This is a genomic window from Enterobacter sp. 168J2, from assembly GCF_034107265.1.
Taxonomy (GTDB): domain Bacteria; phylum Pseudomonadota; class Gammaproteobacteria; order Enterobacterales; family Enterobacteriaceae; genus Enterobacter; species Enterobacter nematophilus.
Genome location: NZ_JAWNEB010000011.1, coordinates 83,323 through 100,202, shown reverse-complemented (window position 1 = coordinate 100,202; position 16,880 = coordinate 83,323). Strand labels below are relative to the sequence as shown.

Sequence of the window (16,880 nt, the reverse complement as noted above, 5' to 3'; positions counted from 1 at the left end):
CTCCACACCATTAAATGTGGGTATGTTAATAAATTGAAATTACAAAATAGAAACGAGTATTTTATGAATGCTGGTGCCTAGCTTCCTCTCTAATCGTATTTTATGAACATAAATTTTTTTCACATCAATGCTGGTTGTTTTTATTATCTCCTGGAGGCTCATTCCTGACATAAACCTTTTAAGTAAAGTGAATTCAACAGCGTTCAGGGTATTTCCTCGCCTATTGTTCACTCGCCTGCCGGAAAAAAGATGGTTAATTTTTTCATGCAATAAAGCATCATTGTCATCAGAATAAATAATTCCCTTTATTTCACTGCGGTGAGTGAAGAAGTAATGAGCCAACGCCTCCAGTTTACGGTCCGTGATAAGCACGATGTGCATGTTAGTCATCGCCAGATGGTCAATCCATTGCGGATCGACAAGCAGGCGCAGGTTGTACATCGAAAAATCTACAAAAATAAAGCCGCGTAATAAGTGATTTGTGTTTCCAGACAATATTTTATTTTCAACTGCAAGTTGCAGGAAATGATTTCCCACCGGCCAAACTGCGAAGGAGGCGCTGCCACAGTATTGTGAGCGCACTGTGTTATCCGGGAATAACTGACAGGACAATTCGCAGCTTATACAGCGGACAACCTTTTGCGACGATGTTATCATCCAGTCCACTCCAGTCTTATTTTCATTATCAATATTTCACTGCCTTTCAAATGTGTCAATCTTGAAACATATCCAGCAATCCTGACGTTTTTATGAGAAATAATGGCAGGGAATATAAATTCCTGGCGGTATCTATTCTTGCAGGCCGTAGACATAGCGACATAACATTGGTTGCCTGGTGTTATCCAGGAATATTCATTAAGCCATTAAGATTATTCGGCAAAAACAGCCCCGGAGGGAAATTCACTGAATAGCACTAATAGCTAAAGATTTGTCACCTCGATCTGCCTGAACGTCAGTCGTTTCTCAACGTGTGGCTCAATATAATTATTTAGCCTGGTGAAGTGTAATGAAATCTCATTATGTCATTTTAGCTGAGGCTCACCTAAGAAAATCGTCTTGTAACAGATTGAAAAATAATATGATGTTTCTAATCTTAGGTAGGGAGGTGTCGTGTCCTAATCCTTCTGACCTATACTGTTGTTAAATATACGTATGATTTTTGGGTGTGCGTGGTTAAATATTGTTATTGCAGAGGAAAGTAAAATTGTATCTCATTAACAAGGTAGTCGAGTACGACCCGGAAAATAAAACCCTGGTGAATCCTATTACCGGGCGCACGATACTATTACAGCTTCCTGCCAATCTCTGCTTTCTTTATCTCGTCACCCATCCTGGCGAAATAATTTCGCAAAATCAGTTAATGGTTGTGGGATGGGGTGAGCGTAACGACGTCACCACGCCGAATACCTTTTATCAGGCCATTTTGACCTTGCGCAATGCGCTGGCTGAGGTGGGTTTACCGCGCGATACGGTAAAAACGATTTCACGTCGCGGGCTGACGCTTTCCGAAGCCACCCAGGTTGACGTTTTTACCCCAACCGCTGAGCCGGTAATTGCCGATAAAGACGCGCCAGTAGCCGAGGGCAGTGCGATGAAGAAGCCGGCGTGGTTGATAATAGCCACCGCTGCGCTTTTACTTATCGCGCTTATTAACGGGGTCATATTATATAAACATCACCAGAACATGCCGTTTAGTCACTACATTCCACTTTCAACGGGCAGCACGACCAACGCCTGCCAACTCTTTTATGCCCCTAATGAACATATGCAGGACCAATACCTGCGCTTGTTAAAAAATTACCCTGGTCTGTGTGCCGGAAACCGATACGTTTTTCTCATCGGCTATAGTAAAACGGAGCGAATCGCGGCGTTTGTCTGTAATAACGATGCGCGACATGACGCGGCAGCGTTATGTACCACGCATTATTTTTGGGCACATGAGCAATGACGACACTCGGAAATCGTATTATTTTGCTGGCGGCGTTTCTGGGAGCTGCTATTACCAGCGGCTGGTTAGCGTATTCGCATTTTTCGAGTGCGCCGATACGCTGTACAGGTGATGTGGAGTGGACGATTGGTAAAAACCGATTTGTAGGTACGGTTTCCTGGCGAATGCAGCATCGGGAAGGAACCGCTGTCATTAACGGTAAACTGTTTGGTCACGTGGTTTCTGAAGTCAACCGTACCATCTATTTCCACTACAGCGATCACCAGAACGCGCGCGTATTAAATAACGATCGTATTGTTAAAACCTTCGCCGATAGTGCGGATGAGGCTGATATCAATGCAACGCTACCGGGCTTTTATCGTACGCCGGGAAGAGATCTGAGCCTGATGATTGATGAGTACCGTGGAGCGTGGCTTTTTGCCGCGTCGAACGTCCCTTCGCTGTACTGTCGTAAAAACGCGCCGTAAAAATCGATCGCGCACCTTAGATGGCACGCATAGTCAAATCTCGTGATTCCCGCTACAGTTATCTCTCCACGGCGAAAGGAGATAAACATGCTTTATATCTTTGACTTAGGAAACGTAATCGTCGATATCGATTTTAACCGGGTGCTGGGGGCCTGGAGCGACTTTAGCCGTGTGCCGCTGGCGACGTTAAAGCAGGATTTCGCGATGGGTGAAACCTTCCATCAGCATGAACGCGGCGAGATTAGCGATGAAGAGTTTGCTGAACGCTTCTGCCAGGAGATGGGGCTTTCGTTAAGCTACGAACAGTTTTCCCACGGCTGGCAGGCGGTATTCGTCGCGATCCGTCCGGAAGTGATCGACATTATGCACAAACTGCGCGAGCAGGGGCATCGGGTGGTTGTGCTGTCGAATACCAACCGTCTGCACACCACCTTCTGGCCAGAGGAATATCCAGAGGTTAAGGCGGCGGCAGATAAGATCTACCTTTCACAAGAGATGGGTATGCGTAAGCCGGAAGCGCGAATTTATCAGGCTGTTCTGCAGGCAGAGGGATTCACCGCGGCCGATGCGGTCTTTTTCGACGACAACGCCGATAATATAGAGGGAGCTAACCAGTTAGGCATCACGTCAATTCTGGTGACCGGAAAAGAGACGATACCGAACTACTTTGCGAAGCAGTTATGCTAAAAACCGTTCATCAAAAAGCCACGCATCATACTCGCCCGCTGAGGGCCTGGCTGAAGCTGCTCTGGCACCGCATTGATGAGGACAACATGACCACGCTGGCGGGTAATCTCGCCTACGTGTCGTTGCTCTCATTAGTGCCGCTGGTGGCGGTTATCTTTGCGCTCTTTTCTGCCTTCCCGATGTTTGCGGACGTCAGCCTGCAGCTTCGCCATTTCGTCTTCGCGAACTTCATCCCGGCCACCGGGGATGTTATCCAGAACTACATCGAGCAGTTTGTTGCCAACTCCAGCAAGATGACGGCGGTGGGGGCGTGCGGCCTTATCGTTACCGCGCTGCTGTTGATGTATTCCATCGACAGCGCGCTTAACACCATCTGGCGAAGCAAAAAAATCCGTCCTAAGGTCTATTCCTTTGCCGTCTACTGGATGATTTTAACGCTGGGGCCGTTGCTGGCCGGGGCGAGCCTGGCAATCAGTTCATATCTTCTCTCCTTGCGCTGGGCGAGCGATTTAAACAGCGTAATTGATAACGTGCTGCGTATTTTTCCGCTGATCCTGTCCTGGCTCTCGTTCTGGCTGCTCTATAGCGTCGTACCGACCACGCGCGTGCCTAACCGCGATGCGGTAGTGGGGGCGCTGGTGGCTGCAGTGCTCTTTGAACTGGGTAAAAAAGGGTTTGCCCTTTACATCACCATGTTCCCCTCTTATCAGCTGATTTACGGCGTGCTGGCGGTGATCCCCATTTTGTTTGTCTGGGTTTACTGGACCTGGTGTATCGTCTTGCTTGGCGCCGAAATAACTGTCACTCTCGGCGTATACCGCGAACTTAAAAAAGCAGCAGAAGCTGAAAAACAATTAGAAGCAGACCAACCATGATTGCATTGATACAGCGCGTAACCCGTGCCAGCGTCACCGTGGAGGGAGAGGTGACGGGTGAAATTGGCCCAGGACTTTTGGTGTTGTTAGGTGTCGAAAAGGAAGATGACGAACAAACAGCGAACCGCTTATGCGAGCGCGTGCTGGGCTACCGCATATTCAGCGATGCGGAAGGCAAGATGAACCTGAACGTCCAGCAGGCGGGCGGCAGCGTGCTGGTGGTTTCCCAGTTTACGCTGGCAGCGGATACCGAGCGCGGCATGCGCCCGAGCTTCTCTAAAGGCGCCGCGCCGGATCGTGCAGAAGCACTTTACGAATACTTTGTTGAGCGTTGTCGCCAACAGGAAATGAATACGCAAACCGGACGATTCGCTGCAGATATGCAGGTCTCGCTGGTGAACGATGGCCCCGTCACATTCTGGCTCCAGGTATGAGCCAACTGGCGGCGTGGCCGCGGGTAACAAGAGAGAGTACAGCTATGTATCACCTTCGAGTACCGCAAACGGAAGAAGAGTTAGAAGCGTATTACCAGTTCCGCTGGGAAATGCTGCGCAAGCCACTGCATCAGCCAAAAGGCTCTGAACGCGACGCCTGGGACGCGATGGCCCACCATCAGATGGTGATGGACGAAGAGGGCAACCTCGTCGCCGTTGGGCGACTGTATATCAACGCCGATAACGAAGCGTCGATTCGCTTTATGGCGGTTCACCCGTCAGTGCAGGACAAAGGGCTGGGGACGCTAATGGCGATGACGCTGGAGTCCGTCGCCCGTCAGGAAGGCGTTAAGCGTGTCACCTGTAGCGCCCGGGAAGATGCCGTAGAGTTTTTTGCCAAACTTGGTTTCGTTAACCAGGGTGAAATCACCGCTCCGCAAACCACGCCGATCCGCCACTTTTTGATGATCAAACCCATCGCCACGCTGGATGACATTCTCCACCGCGCGGACTGGTGCGGGCAGCTGCAGCAGGCCTGGTATGAACACATCCCGCTAAGTGAAAAAATGGGCGTGCGCATCCAGCAGTACACCGGACAAAAATTCATTACCACCATGCCGGAAATCGGCAATCAGAACCCTCACCACACCCTGTTTGCCGGCAGCCTGTTTTCCCTGGCGACGCTCACCGGCTGGGGGCTAATCTGGCTCATGCTGCGCGAGCGGCATCTCGGCGGCACCATTATTCTGGCCGATGCCCACATTCGCTATAGCGCACCGATAAGCGGCAAGCCGAGCGCGGTGGCGGACCTTGGCGCGCTGGGTGGTGACCTTGACCGTCTGGCGCGTGGCCGAAAAGCACGCGTGCAGATGCAGGTTGAGCTGTTCGGTGATGAAACGCCGGGCGCGGTGTTTGAAGGAACTTACATCGTTCTCCCTGCGAAGCCGTATGGCGCGTATGAAGAAGGGGGGAACGAGGAGGAGTAATCGCCTGTTCACTCTCGTCGGATGTGATGAATCCGCCATGCGATATCCCGGATAACGTCTCGCGCTGACTGGCTAATTCCACCAAGCTGGAAGAAGCCGTGGATGACACCCAGCCAGCGCTGAGCGGTACACGTCACCCCTTGTTCCGTGAGGCGTTGGAACAGCGCCTCTCCTTCATCGCGTAGTGGATCGTACTCAGCGGTAATGATATGGACAGCCGGCAGGCCGCTGAAGTCTTCTCGCCACTGCGGGCTAACTTCAGGGTGCTGACGGTCGGCTCCAGCCAGATATATTTCATAGCCGCTCAGCAGGGTATCGCGAGTAATCACGTAATCCATGCCGTTGAGGGTATAGCTTTCAAAACTGGCCGTGGCGTCGAGCATGGGGTAGATAAGGATAAGCTGCGCAGGTTGCCACAGCCCTTTAGCCTTAAGCCGCAGCGCCGTCACCAGCGCCAGATGTCCCCCCGCGCTGTCTCCACAAAGGGTGATCTGATTCCTATCCACGCCCAATTTGTCTGCATACTTCCAGATCAGATCCGCACCTTTTTCGGCATCGTCATGTGCGGCGGGGAAGGTATGCTCCGGTGCCAACCTGTACTGAACCGCAATCACCCGGCAATTGCCGTAGCAGGCTAACTGACGGAGTTGGTTATCATGGGTATCAAAGCCGCCGCTGATAAAGCATCCGCCGTGATAGTAGATGGCAGCAGGCAATATTTCAGGCGCATTGAGAGGTGAAAACACGCGAATGGTCATATTTTCAATAACAAGCGTTTTAATCTGGACGCGCGTTTCTGTCTTCCCGGCAAGACCTGTGCTGAGAACATACCCCGCTCGTCGTAACTCAATAGTCTGACGACGTGATGAGGGGCGACCTGCAGCGATAAATCCTTTAACAAACCGTTCAATACCCTTTTCCAGTGCCATGAAAACCCCCTTAAGCTGTATGGATGTACAGTTTTATAGCCTGGTTTGATTCAAAAGAAAACAAGAATATTGTCGAGGATTATAAGCTAGAAAGCGGCTCGCAAGGGTGAGTGTTGTTATAAGCTGCGCTGTTCTCGCTCCTTATCGAAGAGGGTGTTGATGGTGCCGTTTGCATTTTCCGTGTCGCAGGAGAGGGCGGCAGTGTCCTGCGTCTAATTTGCTTTATTACGCACCACAATACGCACCAGCGAGTTATTCTCCACCACGCTTTCCCCGGTCTGCGCCTATGCCAACGCAGATGCCGTGCTGTCGCCCGTCATTTCGCCAGGTTTGGCATACCGATTCTGATGGGCCTTCATTACAAGTTGTCATGTCAACACCATGCTGACGTGACCACATAACTTCACTCCGGTCATATCCCACAAATTTCTGAAGCGAAAGTGATCATTTTTTTAGCGAATTAGCAACCCATAACATTTAACCAACAAAGCTACCTATACTTACACTTAATTTGATTAACAAAAGAAAAAACCTTGATGAAAAAGACATTTGTATCCCTCTATAAAAAAAGAAAAAAAACTCCCCACATATATATAAAACCACCCCTGTTAGAAAAATTGACACTATGCTAAAAGCAATCAAAAAAAATAAAGGGAACATGAAATTTAGTGATTTCATTTACCACCTCCTGCTTTTTTCATTTTGTATTCTTTATATGTACCGCCAACTTCTGAAGATATACTATCTCCAATGTCGCCAATTGAACTGGGAACATTACTTGGCACCATTTCCTTTGAAATCCAGAAATCTCCTTTTATTTCAGTCAGCTGCATTAGCTCTGGGTTGAATTTCGGATCCCATCCAACTTTCCACCAGTTTGCACCAGAGTTTATTCATCACGAAAGGCCCTTACCGATACCATAGCCTGCGACAGAACCCACACCATTGATTAATGCGCCAGACAACGGGACTTTACCATCAATCCAGTTACCCAATGCCCCTCCGGCGGCATTCCAGCCCACAGTACCTACTGCGCCATAACCCCTACTGATTACGTTTACCCAGCCAGCAATAACTGCATTTGCCGGATCAATTGTGCCATCAAACCAATAACTTATACCTGCATTCGCTCCAGCCCCTAATGCCCAAAGTGCCAGTGCCTCCCCTGAGAGAAAAGCCGTTCCTCCAGATGCAATCGCCAGTGTGACAGCATCCCGCTCATTTATTGCTTTCTGACATGCCGCCCCGGACGGGTTATCGGCACATGACGCCATATCCGTTCCGTGTTGTCGTAACCACGCCGCCTGTGCATCTTCATTCCCGGCCATCAGGTTATTCTCCACCGTCGTCTTCCCGGCCTGCGCCCCTTCCACCGCAGATGCCGTGCTGTCGCCCGTCAGCCCGCCCGCGATGCCTGCGGCGAGGGTCGCCAGGGCGCTGATGGTCTGCTTTTCCCTTTCGCTCAGCGCACTAACATCCTTCCCGTACATCTCCAGCGCGAGCGTGCCCGCCAGCTCTCCGGCCGCAGCACCCGCTGAACCCGCAAGCGCGTCTTTCCCCTGCATTGTTGCCAGTGCGGCATTTGCCACCGCGTGGGCAGCGCCTTTTTCCATCCCGTCGTCCAGTCCGGACCGGTGACCGATAATCTCCGCCACGTACGGTGCGGCGGCTCCGGCCAGCGCGGTGGTCGTAACCACGCTGCCTGTGCATCTTCACTCCCGCCCATCAGGTTATTATCAACTATAATTTTTCGTTTTTATAATAAATATACCAGCATCCAATGCCAGCAATGATTGCTCCAAAAGAAAACCCTTTGATTATCCTAAAAAAGCCAGGGAGATACGTACCAAAGGGAATATCGCGAACAAAATAAAGATATATTTTTGCAGCTAAATATATAAAACAACTAAGTATAAAAGATGAAAACATAAAACTTAGCACAAGAAAAATCAGTAATGATAGCCATTTTAAAAATAACATTTTTATTGTTCTCCATTAACGGTATTTTTATTGGGATCAACTAAAACATTAAATCCTTCACCTGCACCACCACCAAAGAAAGTGCCTGTTATACCGGGGGTAGGATTCAAATGTGAGGGCTGGGACATTCCCACCCCAATATCATCCCACTGTAATACTTTCCATGTTGGGTTAATGAAATCATCTAAAGCAGGGGTAAGTATTTTATTACCTAAGCCATAACCGATAGCACCACCGACGCCACTAATAGTGCCATATAAGAATGGGTTTTTTCCATCGATAGAATTAGTTATAGCGCCACTGGCCGCATTTATTAACACAGTAGATTTGTAGCCAGTATTTCTGGTTAAAACTCCAGTCCAGTATGCTGCTATGACATTTTTAGGATCAACTGAACCGTTAAAACCAAAGTCGATAGCACTAACTGCGCCAGCAGTTATAGCTCCAGAAATAACCATCGCTTCAGGAAGAACACCTCCTGACATCACGGTTCCCATTGCAGCCACAGCCATTTGACAGGACATTGGCGTATTCCCACTACACGCCTCCTTAATCGCAGCCTGCTGCTCTTCCTGCCACTTATCTACCGTACCTGATTTATTCGCCTCTGCCGCAGCAAGTACATGCGCCAGCGAGTTATTCTCCACCGTCGTCTTCCCGGCCTGCGCCCCTGCCACCACAGATGCCGTGCTGTCGCCCGTCAGCCCGCCCGCGATGCCTGCGGCGAGGGTCGCCAGGGCGCTGATGGTCTGCTTTTCACTTTCGCTCAGCGCAGTAACATCTTTCCCGTACATCTCCAGCGCGAGCGTGCCTGCCAGCTCTCCGGCGGCGGCACCCGCTGCACCTGCAAGCGCATCTTTCCCCTGCACTGCCGCCAGTACGGCACTGGCCACCGCGTGGGCTGCGGCTTTTTCCATCCCGTCGTCCAGCCCGGACCGGTGACCGATAATCTCCGCCACGTACGGTGCAGCCGCTCCGGCCAGCGCGGCGGTCATATCTCCGCCCGCCAGCCCCTGAGCCGCAGCGGTGGCGGCCTGGATGGCCCGCTGGATGTCGCTGCCCGTGCCGGACTGTGCCTCCCCGTTCAGCTCGCCCTGCGTGCGGGCGATATCAGACACCTGGCTCCCGATGTCGCTGATAAGCTGCGCCTCGTCGAGCCTGCGCTGCTCTTTTTCCTTATCGAATATCGTATCGATGGTGCCGTTTGCATTTGCCGTATCGCGGGAGAGGGTGGCTATGTCCTGCACCTGATTCGCTTTATCACGGACAATCACCGTGCCATTTTCAACTGCAGCACGCGTGGTGCCTTCCGCGCTGCCGCTGCTGTCTGCCCCGCTCAGCATGCCGTTTGCCATATTCCCGGCAAACTGTCCCGCAATGCTGCCGCCGGTGCTGATGCCCGCGCTCTGGTGCTCCACGCTGTATTCGGCTGTGTTATGGATATCCCGCCAGCCGAGCGTGCCGGTGTCGAGGCGGTTTTTATCCGCCGTGGCCGCAGAGGCCATCACGCCGCCGTCCAGCTGGGTGTGGCCGCCCACCGTGACGTCAAACCCGCCGGAGCCTGCGAATATCCCGCTCTGCTCCCGTACGGAGGCAAAATCGCTCTCCATTTTATCGCGGCTGTAGCTGATGCCGCCCGAGCCGGTCATGGTGCCGAAGCTGAAGCTGCCGCCTGCGCTGACGTTCTTCTGGCTGCTGTCGTAGTGGTCGGTGTCCTGCTCGCTGGTAATGGTCAGATTACGCCCGATATCGGCCAGCACGCTCTCCCCGCTGACCTGCGCCCCGGTGAGATTCGCATCGCGGCCGCTGATAATCGTGAACGTATCCCCAGCGTTAACCGTGGTTTCGGTGTGGGTGAGGGTGGTGCCGTTTTCTTTGCCATAACCAGCGCTCACGCTGGCGGAAACGTTGATGCCGGCACCGCCGGAGCCAAAGCCAATCCCGATGCCCGCGCTGCCGCCGTGGCTCTCATTTTTGCCTTCAAGCGTTGAGGTGTTTTGTGCCGATATGAGGTTTACGTCGCGGCTGGCCTGAAGCAGCAGGTCGTTTCCGGCATCAAGCTGGCTGCCCTGCACCAGCACATCCCCGTCCGTCGCCACCACCGAAAGGTTATTTCCGGCGAAGAGGCTGCTGCCTTTCGCCGTGGTCTCCTTCATGGTCTGCGTCGATGTTGAGGACTGGCTGCCGTAAGAGAGGCTGATACCGACGGTGTTGTCGTTGCCCGCCTGGTTGCCGGTGGCCTGGTCGCTGAGAACCGCCTGCGCCCCCTGTCCCAGAGTCAATGCACCTTTTACCGCCTGCAGCGCGGCCAGCCGATCGTTATCGGTCTCCCGGGCCTGTTTCAGGATGCTCACGCTGGTGTTAAGCGCGCTGCCTGCGGAACCGGAGAGGGCGAGCGTCAGGCCGGAGGACTTCTGCTCCACGGTATGGCTCTGTGCGCTGCTGTTCGCGGCGGCGGTGATGCTGACATTTTTCCCGGCAAGCGTCATGTCCTGCCCGGCGATCAGGTCTGAGCCGTGCACCGTCAGGTCATTACCTGCGCTGAGTGAGACATTGCCGTTTACGGAGCCGACGGTGCTGCCGCGATGGGTCACCTCCTGCTCATTATCCGTTACCTTCAGGCTCTGGCTGCCGTAGCTGATACCGATGCCGCCCGTGCCGGAAAGGCCGGATTTTTTCTCCTGTCGCTGATGGTTCTCCTGGCCGTGCTCTTCTGCGGTGGTGACGGTCAGGTTGTTTCCGGCGGCGAGCCGGACATCGTTATCTCCGACAAAATCGCTACCCTGAACCCGTAAATCATGTCCCGCCTGCAGGGTGACGCTTTCGCCGCTGAACAGGGAACCCCGCGCCGTCTCGCTATTTACCACATCGTGCGTTGTCACGGTTTTTTTCGAGAACGCGCCGCTGCTGCCGGTGGACTGATGGTGTGATTCAAATTCGCTGCTGTCGATGGCGGCGGTGATGGACATGTCACGACCTGCGCTGACGGCAAGGCTACTGCCCGCTTCGACGGTCACGGCCTGAGCGCTAACGTCGCGGCCCGCCATCATCGAGACATTGCCCCCGCCAGCCACCTCGCTACCCACCTGCTGCGTGGTGGACTGCTTCAGCCAGTTATTTTTATCCCAGGTCAGGTTATCGCTGGCGGAAGTAGTCACGGTGGAGAGGTTCAGGTCACGTCCTGCGTTCAGCACCGTCTGGCTCTCGCTGCCGCTGTTAACAACCTGCGCCCCGGTCAGGTTGAGATCGCGCCCGGCGTTAAGCACAAGCTTGCCGTCATCGGCCTGAACGTAGATGCCCGCTACACGCTCAAGGGTGGTGCGCTCAAAGCTGTTTTTCCCGGCAGTGCTTTTGGCGCTACGGGTCGTGGTGGTGAGGTTGATATCCCGCCCGGCGGTTGCCAGCACTGAATTGTTACCTGAGATCGTGCCGCCGATGTTGTTAATATCCGTGCGGGCCAACAGGCTGACATCCGCACCGTGAATGGTGCCCGCGCGGTTGGTGAGGGAGTCTGCGCTCAGCTGAACCCTCTCCTTGCCGTGGATCGTGCCGCTATTGACCAGATCGCGGTTCAGGTTCATCACCACGTTCTGACCGCCCATCAGCGCGCCAGCGCCGTCAACGTCACCCGGCTGTACGCGAATATAAACCTGCGGCACCATCACCGTCTGCCAGCTTCCGTCCGCAAGCTGGACGCGGGTGTTGACCAGCCAAACCATATCTTCCGTCAGCAGACCCATCTGCTCGGCGGTGAGCGCTACTCCCGGAACAAGCTGATGCGCCTTGCCGGAGGCAATACCGGCATCCATTAGCGCCTTGAACTGCGTTTCGTCGTCACGGTGATCGCCCAGGTAACGCCCGCCGGTAAGCGCGATGACCTGCTCCCGCACCAGACGCTGCTCGTAATAGCCGTCGCCAAGACGCTTGTGCATGTTGTCATGGTCCAGCGCGAACGCGTCCTGCATATAGTCGCTGCCCAGCCACTCTTTATTGTTCGTGAACCGCGGGTCGGTCTCGATCAGGTAGCGGGCATCGGGTGCTGGCAGCGTGTTGAACAGGCTATTGTCCGGCAGGCGGATGTCAGGGGCGATTGCGCGGATCACGTCGCCCTCTGCTCCGCTGGCAGGGGTTTCAATCCATTTCCCTGCCGTATTGCCTGCAGGTAATACAGGAGCAAGCTTTTCCTGTTCCGGTGAAGCCTCGTCCACGCCGACGGACAGGCTACCCGTCCCACTGAGTGCGGCATCTGTTACGTGTGCGGTGGCGGGCGAAAGGGTCATGCCGCTGCCCTCGGCCTGGCTGTATCCTTCCATTTTCCCCGGCGACAGGGTGATAGACTGGATCACCACGGGCGGCAGATAGTCCGAGGTGCTTTTTCCCTGAGAGTCGCCGCCTTTTTTGGTTTTACGGCTGTAGTGTGTGACCGAGCCAGCATCTGTTATCCACCGGCTGCCTTCCGGCATGACGTTATCGACCGTATCGGCGAAAATACCGAGCGTCCCTCCCGCGACAATCTGGCTTTTGTCGTTCAGAACGTGGTCCGCGCTGATGGTCATTTGCCCGCCGGAGAGGATTTTGCCAGGGTCGCTCTCTGCGATGACCTCCTCTTCGACGGTGCGGGTGTAGCTGTATTCGTAAAAGTTGTCGTTGTTGGCGCCGGTATCGTCCGGCGTGTTGAGGTTCAGCAGGTCGTCGGACGAATTGTGGTCGACAAACACCCCTTCATCATCGGCGCTCCAGCGATTGGGCGACCCGCTGTGCTGGTATTCGTGGATCTGCTCCGTGGAGATCCACGCCACCTCGGTGCTGAAATGGTCGTTGATGTTATTAAGCTGGCTAACGGAGAGCGCCATATCACCAGCGGATTCAATGGTCGCGCTGTGGTTGTTCAGCGTTTGCGCCTGTCCGGTTGCAAAGCCGTTTTCATCCACGCGTCCACCGATGGCGAGCACGCCGTCGCTGTAAATCAGCGCGTGGTCACGGTTGTTGATCGTCCCTGCCCCGATGTCCACGCGCTGGCGTCCGGCAATGGTTGCTGCCGTACCGTCCTGGGCGAGGTTATTGAGCGTTGTCGCCTGAAGTGAAAGATGGTCGCCATAAAGTCTCCCCGTTCCGACGTTGGACAGCGTGTCAGCTTTGATCCATGTCTGGCTGCCGTCGATAAGACCGTAATTACTGAGTGAAGAGGAGACGGTCAGCCAGGTCGCTCCGGCGGCAATCTCACCGGACGCGGTATTGAGCAGGCTGGCGGCGCTGAGGTCAAGTTTTGCCCCTGCCAGCAGGTTACCGCTATTGGTCACGCTACCCGGCGTAGTGAATGTCATGCTGCCGTTGGCGATGACGTCGCCCGTATTGTTAAAGCTCTCCTGCGTGCGAACCATCATGTCGCCGAGCGAGAGGATCTGGCCATCGCCGGTCAGGGAGTCGGCTTCAAGCGTGACGTTCTCGCCGCCAATCAAGACGCCGTCTGTGTTGATGAGGCGCAGAGCCGCGCCGCTCAGCGACAGCGTGCCCGCGGCGGACAGTTCGCCCTGAGCGTTATTAAGGGTTTCGGCGTGCGTGATGTGCAGCGTATCGCCTGAAATCACGGTTCCCTGCGCGTTATCAAGCTGCTGGCTGACGATGGCCACATCCAGCCCCTCAATCCCTTTCTCGGCGGCCTGGGTGTTACGGTTGATCAGGCTGGCGGCGTTGAGCGTCACCGTTGCGCCGCTGCGCATCAGCCCAAGCGTATTGTCGATAACCCCCGAAACGGCGTTGACCATCAGGTTACCGAAGGATTGTATTTGCCCCTCGTGGTTATCAAGGCGTTCGAGATTTAACGCGATCGCCTGCTCGCTGACCACGCGCCCGCCAGCGCGGTTATCCAGCGACGCGGCGTGCAGCGTGATATCGCTCTTTGCGCCAATCGTGCCATTCTGGTTATTCAGGATGGCAGTCGCCAGCTGCATTGACGCCAGGCTGTAGAGCGTGCCTTGCTGGTTATCCAGCTGATATCCGTGTGTATCCAGGAAAATGCCGTTGCCCTGCATCACTCCCTGACGGTTATCGGTATCGCTGCGCGTTGCAAGCGTGAGCACGTCCAGCGCCACCAGCGTGCCAGCGATATTGCTAAAGCGGGTAGTGTCTAACGTCGCCTGTTTCCCCGCCAGCACAACTCCCGTATCGTTTTGCACATCGGCGGCCTGGATCGTTATGTTACCCTGGCTGACGAGCCCGCCGGTGTCGCCGCTTTCGCGGTTGCTGATGTGCTCAACGTCCAGCGTCAGATCGCCGCCGCTCTGCACCAGACCGCCACCGTCGTTATCCAGCCGTTGCGCCGTCAGCGTAACATCGCGTTGGGCGGCGATGAGCCCTCCCTGATTGACGATTTGCGCGGTTTCTATATGTGCGTCGTCACCCGAGACCAGCGTTCCCTGTGTATTCTCAAGCGTCCCGGTACGTGCATTAAGCGCTCCCGTCGCGCTGACCGTACCGAACCGGTTGTCAACGGAGAGCGCATCCAGCTGCAGGGTGGCTTCAGAGGCCAGTGTGCCGTTGCGGTTATCCACGCGGGTGGCCTGAATCGTGCTCTTTTGCGCACCGGCCAGCATGCCGTACTGGTTATCAATGGTGCTGGCACGAACGTCCAGCTCGCCAAAGCTGACGATGCCCCCCGTGGCGAGGGTGTCCTTGTTTGAAATCGCATTGCCGCGCGTGTTGATGGACATTGCCGAACCGGACTGGATAAGACCGGAATTATTATTCAAGGCACCGCTTTCGAGGGACAGCGTGGTGCGGGCGGCGATTTGTCCGCTGACGTTGGTAATCGGCTTAACGCTGGCGAGCGCGACGCGGCCCTTTTCCGCGCTAATAAGCCCGCTGTCATTGAACAGCTGGTCTGCCGTCACGCTAACGCTTTCTGCGGCGGCCAGAACACCTTCGCGGTTATCCGCCGCACCCGCGGTCTGTAACGACAAGCTACCCGCATCTGCCGCCAGGATCTGGCCTTTACGGTTATCCAGCGCGGCGGCACTAAGGGTTACAGCGGCGTTTGCGGCAATAGTACCGTCGCGGTTATCTATACCGTCCCGGTGGTTAAGTTCCAGCGTCTGCGTTCCGCTCTGGCTTATCTGGCCTTTCTGGTTTTGCAGCTTTTTCGCCGTGAGCGTGACGCGGTCGGCGGCAAGCAGGCCGCTGCTGTTATCGAGGGTGCCGTACGTGGTGACGCTGAGCCGGTCATTCGCGACGATTTGCGCGCTGGTGGTGCTGATATCGCCTTGTCCGGCATTGAGCGTAATGTTTTTTGCCTGCGTCAGGCTCCCGGAGGCATCAAGACCCAGCCCGGATGCGCTTACGTTTCCGCCCGCCGCGTTCAGGCCATGCATCTCAAGTTTTCCGCTGGCGTTGAGCGTTATGTCGCCGTCGCGGCCTAATGTGCCGTCCGGCTGTACGCCTGCGGCCAGCGTGCCGGTGCTGGCAATCGTGTTGCCTGTCAGGCTGACGTTACGCTGAGCCGCGATGGATCCGCTGTTTTGCATGGAAGCGCTGCCGGAGAGGGCAACGTCAGTGGAAGACCAGATTGCACCGCTGTTTTCGATACGGCCATCGGCTGAGAGAGTAACCATCCCGGCCTCTGCGCCAATATTGCCCGCATTACGCACGCCGACGCCTTTTTCCGTCCCGCGAAGGCGAATTTTGCCGGCGTACATGCCGCCCACCTGCGATACGTCCAGCGCCAGGCTGGGCTTTGCCGTGCCGTTATCCGCGAGCGCAGCGATCTGTTCATGAGCGGCATCCACGCTGTTTCGCCCGGTCGTAACGCGTAAATCCTGTGCATGAATGGCAGCATTTATCTGCACCGCTCGGCCAATGATATCGGTGTGGCTCTGCCCGGTAGCGTTCATTCCGTTACCGCTGATGTGGATTTCACCCTGCTCGACCCGGTAGCCCGTTATCTGACCGTTCTGCATTTGCGCCGTGCCTGTGGTGAGCGTGGCGCGCCCGGCGTTGATAAATCCGCAGCCGTTGCAGGTAATGCCCGACGGGCTGGCGATGACGACGTCCGCCTTTTGTCCTGCCACTTCGATAAAACCGTTAAGGTGGCTCGGATCGCGGGCGTTAACCTCGTTGAGGATAATTTTCGCTTCGCCTTTTGCCAGCCATGGGTTGGCTGCCACCATTCCGCCAAGCTGGGTGGCGGCATTTTTATGGGAGTTGTTAAGAACCACACCACTCTGGTCAACGTCGAACTGACTGAAGGTATTGCGGGAAACGCCGCCCGCTGAAGGGGTCTGGATATTCACCTGCGGCGTACCGTTGGCGGTGCTGATGATGGTAGGCTGCTGTTTATTGGGTGCAGATTTATCCGCCACAATCCCTGCGGCCTGTACCGTTACTGCTCCGCCTGCCAGCCACAGGCTGAGGCTAATCGCCCCGATACGGCAGATAAGCCGCTGGTGGCAATGTTGGATACCGGAAGAGGGCGCGCTGCCAGAACAGCCGCGAGCCAGCTCCGATACCACCATCAGCATGCCGCGAGCTTTGTTAAAGACGATACGGTAAAGGCGTTTGTTCATGTGAAAATCCTTTTAT

10 protein-coding genes and 1 pseudogene are annotated in these 16,880 nt (G+C 54.9%); 6 read left to right on the top strand and 5 right to left on the bottom strand.

Annotated features, from left to right (window positions below; translation table 11 throughout):
• Positions 1–39 precede the first annotated feature (39 nt).
• On the bottom strand, positions 40–657 hold the full coding sequence (locus USG84_RS20690; RefSeq protein ID WP_151412560.1) for a helix-turn-helix transcriptional regulator: 618 nt from the start codon (positions 655–657) through the stop codon (positions 40–42).
• Positions 658–1,204: 547 nt separating this feature from the next.
• Here USG84_RS20690 and USG84_RS20685 point away from each other — a divergent pair.
• The 6 genes from USG84_RS20685 to fabY all read left to right on the top strand — a co-directional run bounded on the left by USG84_RS20685 (position 1,205) and on the right by fabY (position 5,397).
• Complete coding sequence (locus tag USG84_RS20685; RefSeq protein WP_151412549.1) at positions 1,205–1,948, top strand: winged helix-turn-helix domain-containing protein; 744 nt, start codon at positions 1,205–1,207, stop codon at positions 1,946–1,948.
• Positions 1,945–2,415, top strand: a complete 471-nt coding sequence (locus USG84_RS20680; RefSeq protein ID WP_151412548.1) for a hypothetical protein — start codon at positions 1,945–1,947, stop codon at positions 2,413–2,415. Before USG84_RS20685 ends, USG84_RS20680 begins: the two co-directional genes overlap by 4 nt.
• Before the next feature lie 87 nt (positions 2,416–2,502).
• Complete coding sequence (yihX, locus tag USG84_RS20675) at positions 2,503–3,102, top strand: glucose-1-phosphatase (RefSeq protein WP_045260234.1); 600 nt, start codon at positions 2,503–2,505, stop codon at positions 3,100–3,102.
• Positions 3,096–3,977, top strand: coding sequence for a virulence factor BrkB family protein (locus USG84_RS20670; protein ID WP_045260235.1), 882 nt, complete (start codon positions 3,096–3,098; stop codon positions 3,975–3,977). The genes yihX and USG84_RS20670 overlap by 7 nt, the downstream gene beginning before the upstream one ends.
• The gene (dtd, locus tag USG84_RS20665) at positions 3,974–4,411 is read left to right on the top strand and encodes a D-aminoacyl-tRNA deacylase (RefSeq protein ID WP_253543446.1); all 438 of its coding nucleotides are present in this window, start codon (positions 3,974–3,976) and stop codon (positions 4,409–4,411) included. The genes USG84_RS20670 and dtd overlap by 4 nt, the downstream gene beginning before the upstream one ends.
• Before the next feature lie 44 nt (positions 4,412–4,455).
• Entirely contained in the window at positions 4,456–5,397 is a 942-nt protein-coding gene (fabY, locus tag USG84_RS20660) for a fatty acid biosynthesis protein FabY (RefSeq protein WP_023331628.1), read from the top strand.
• 8 nt (positions 5,398–5,405) lie between these two features.
• On the opposite strand, the gene USG84_RS20655 is transcribed toward fabY, so the two are convergent.
• The 4 genes and pseudogenes from USG84_RS20655 to USG84_RS20640 all read right to left on the bottom strand — a co-directional run bounded on the left by USG84_RS20655 (position 5,406) and on the right by USG84_RS20640 (position 16,864).
• Entirely contained in the window at positions 5,406–6,326 is a 921-nt protein-coding gene (locus tag USG84_RS20655) for an alpha/beta hydrolase (protein ID WP_151412546.1), read from the bottom strand.
• A 674-nt stretch (positions 6,327–7,000) separates the two neighbouring features.
• Positions 7,001–7,159, bottom strand: coding sequence for a hypothetical protein (locus tag USG84_RS20650; RefSeq protein ID WP_316330806.1), 159 nt, complete (start codon positions 7,157–7,159; stop codon positions 7,001–7,003).
• A 492-nt stretch (positions 7,160–7,651) separates the two neighbouring features.
• Positions 7,652–8,014, bottom strand: a pseudogene (locus USG84_RS24100) (VENN motif pre-toxin domain-containing protein); the annotation flags it as partial.
• 294 nt (positions 8,015–8,308) lie between these two features.
• Positions 8,309–16,864 (bottom strand): hemagglutinin repeat-containing protein, encoded by an 8,556-nt coding sequence (locus tag USG84_RS20640; RefSeq protein WP_320738439.1) that lies wholly within the window; start codon positions 16,862–16,864, stop codon positions 8,309–8,311.
• Positions 16,865–16,880 lie beyond the last annotated feature (16 nt).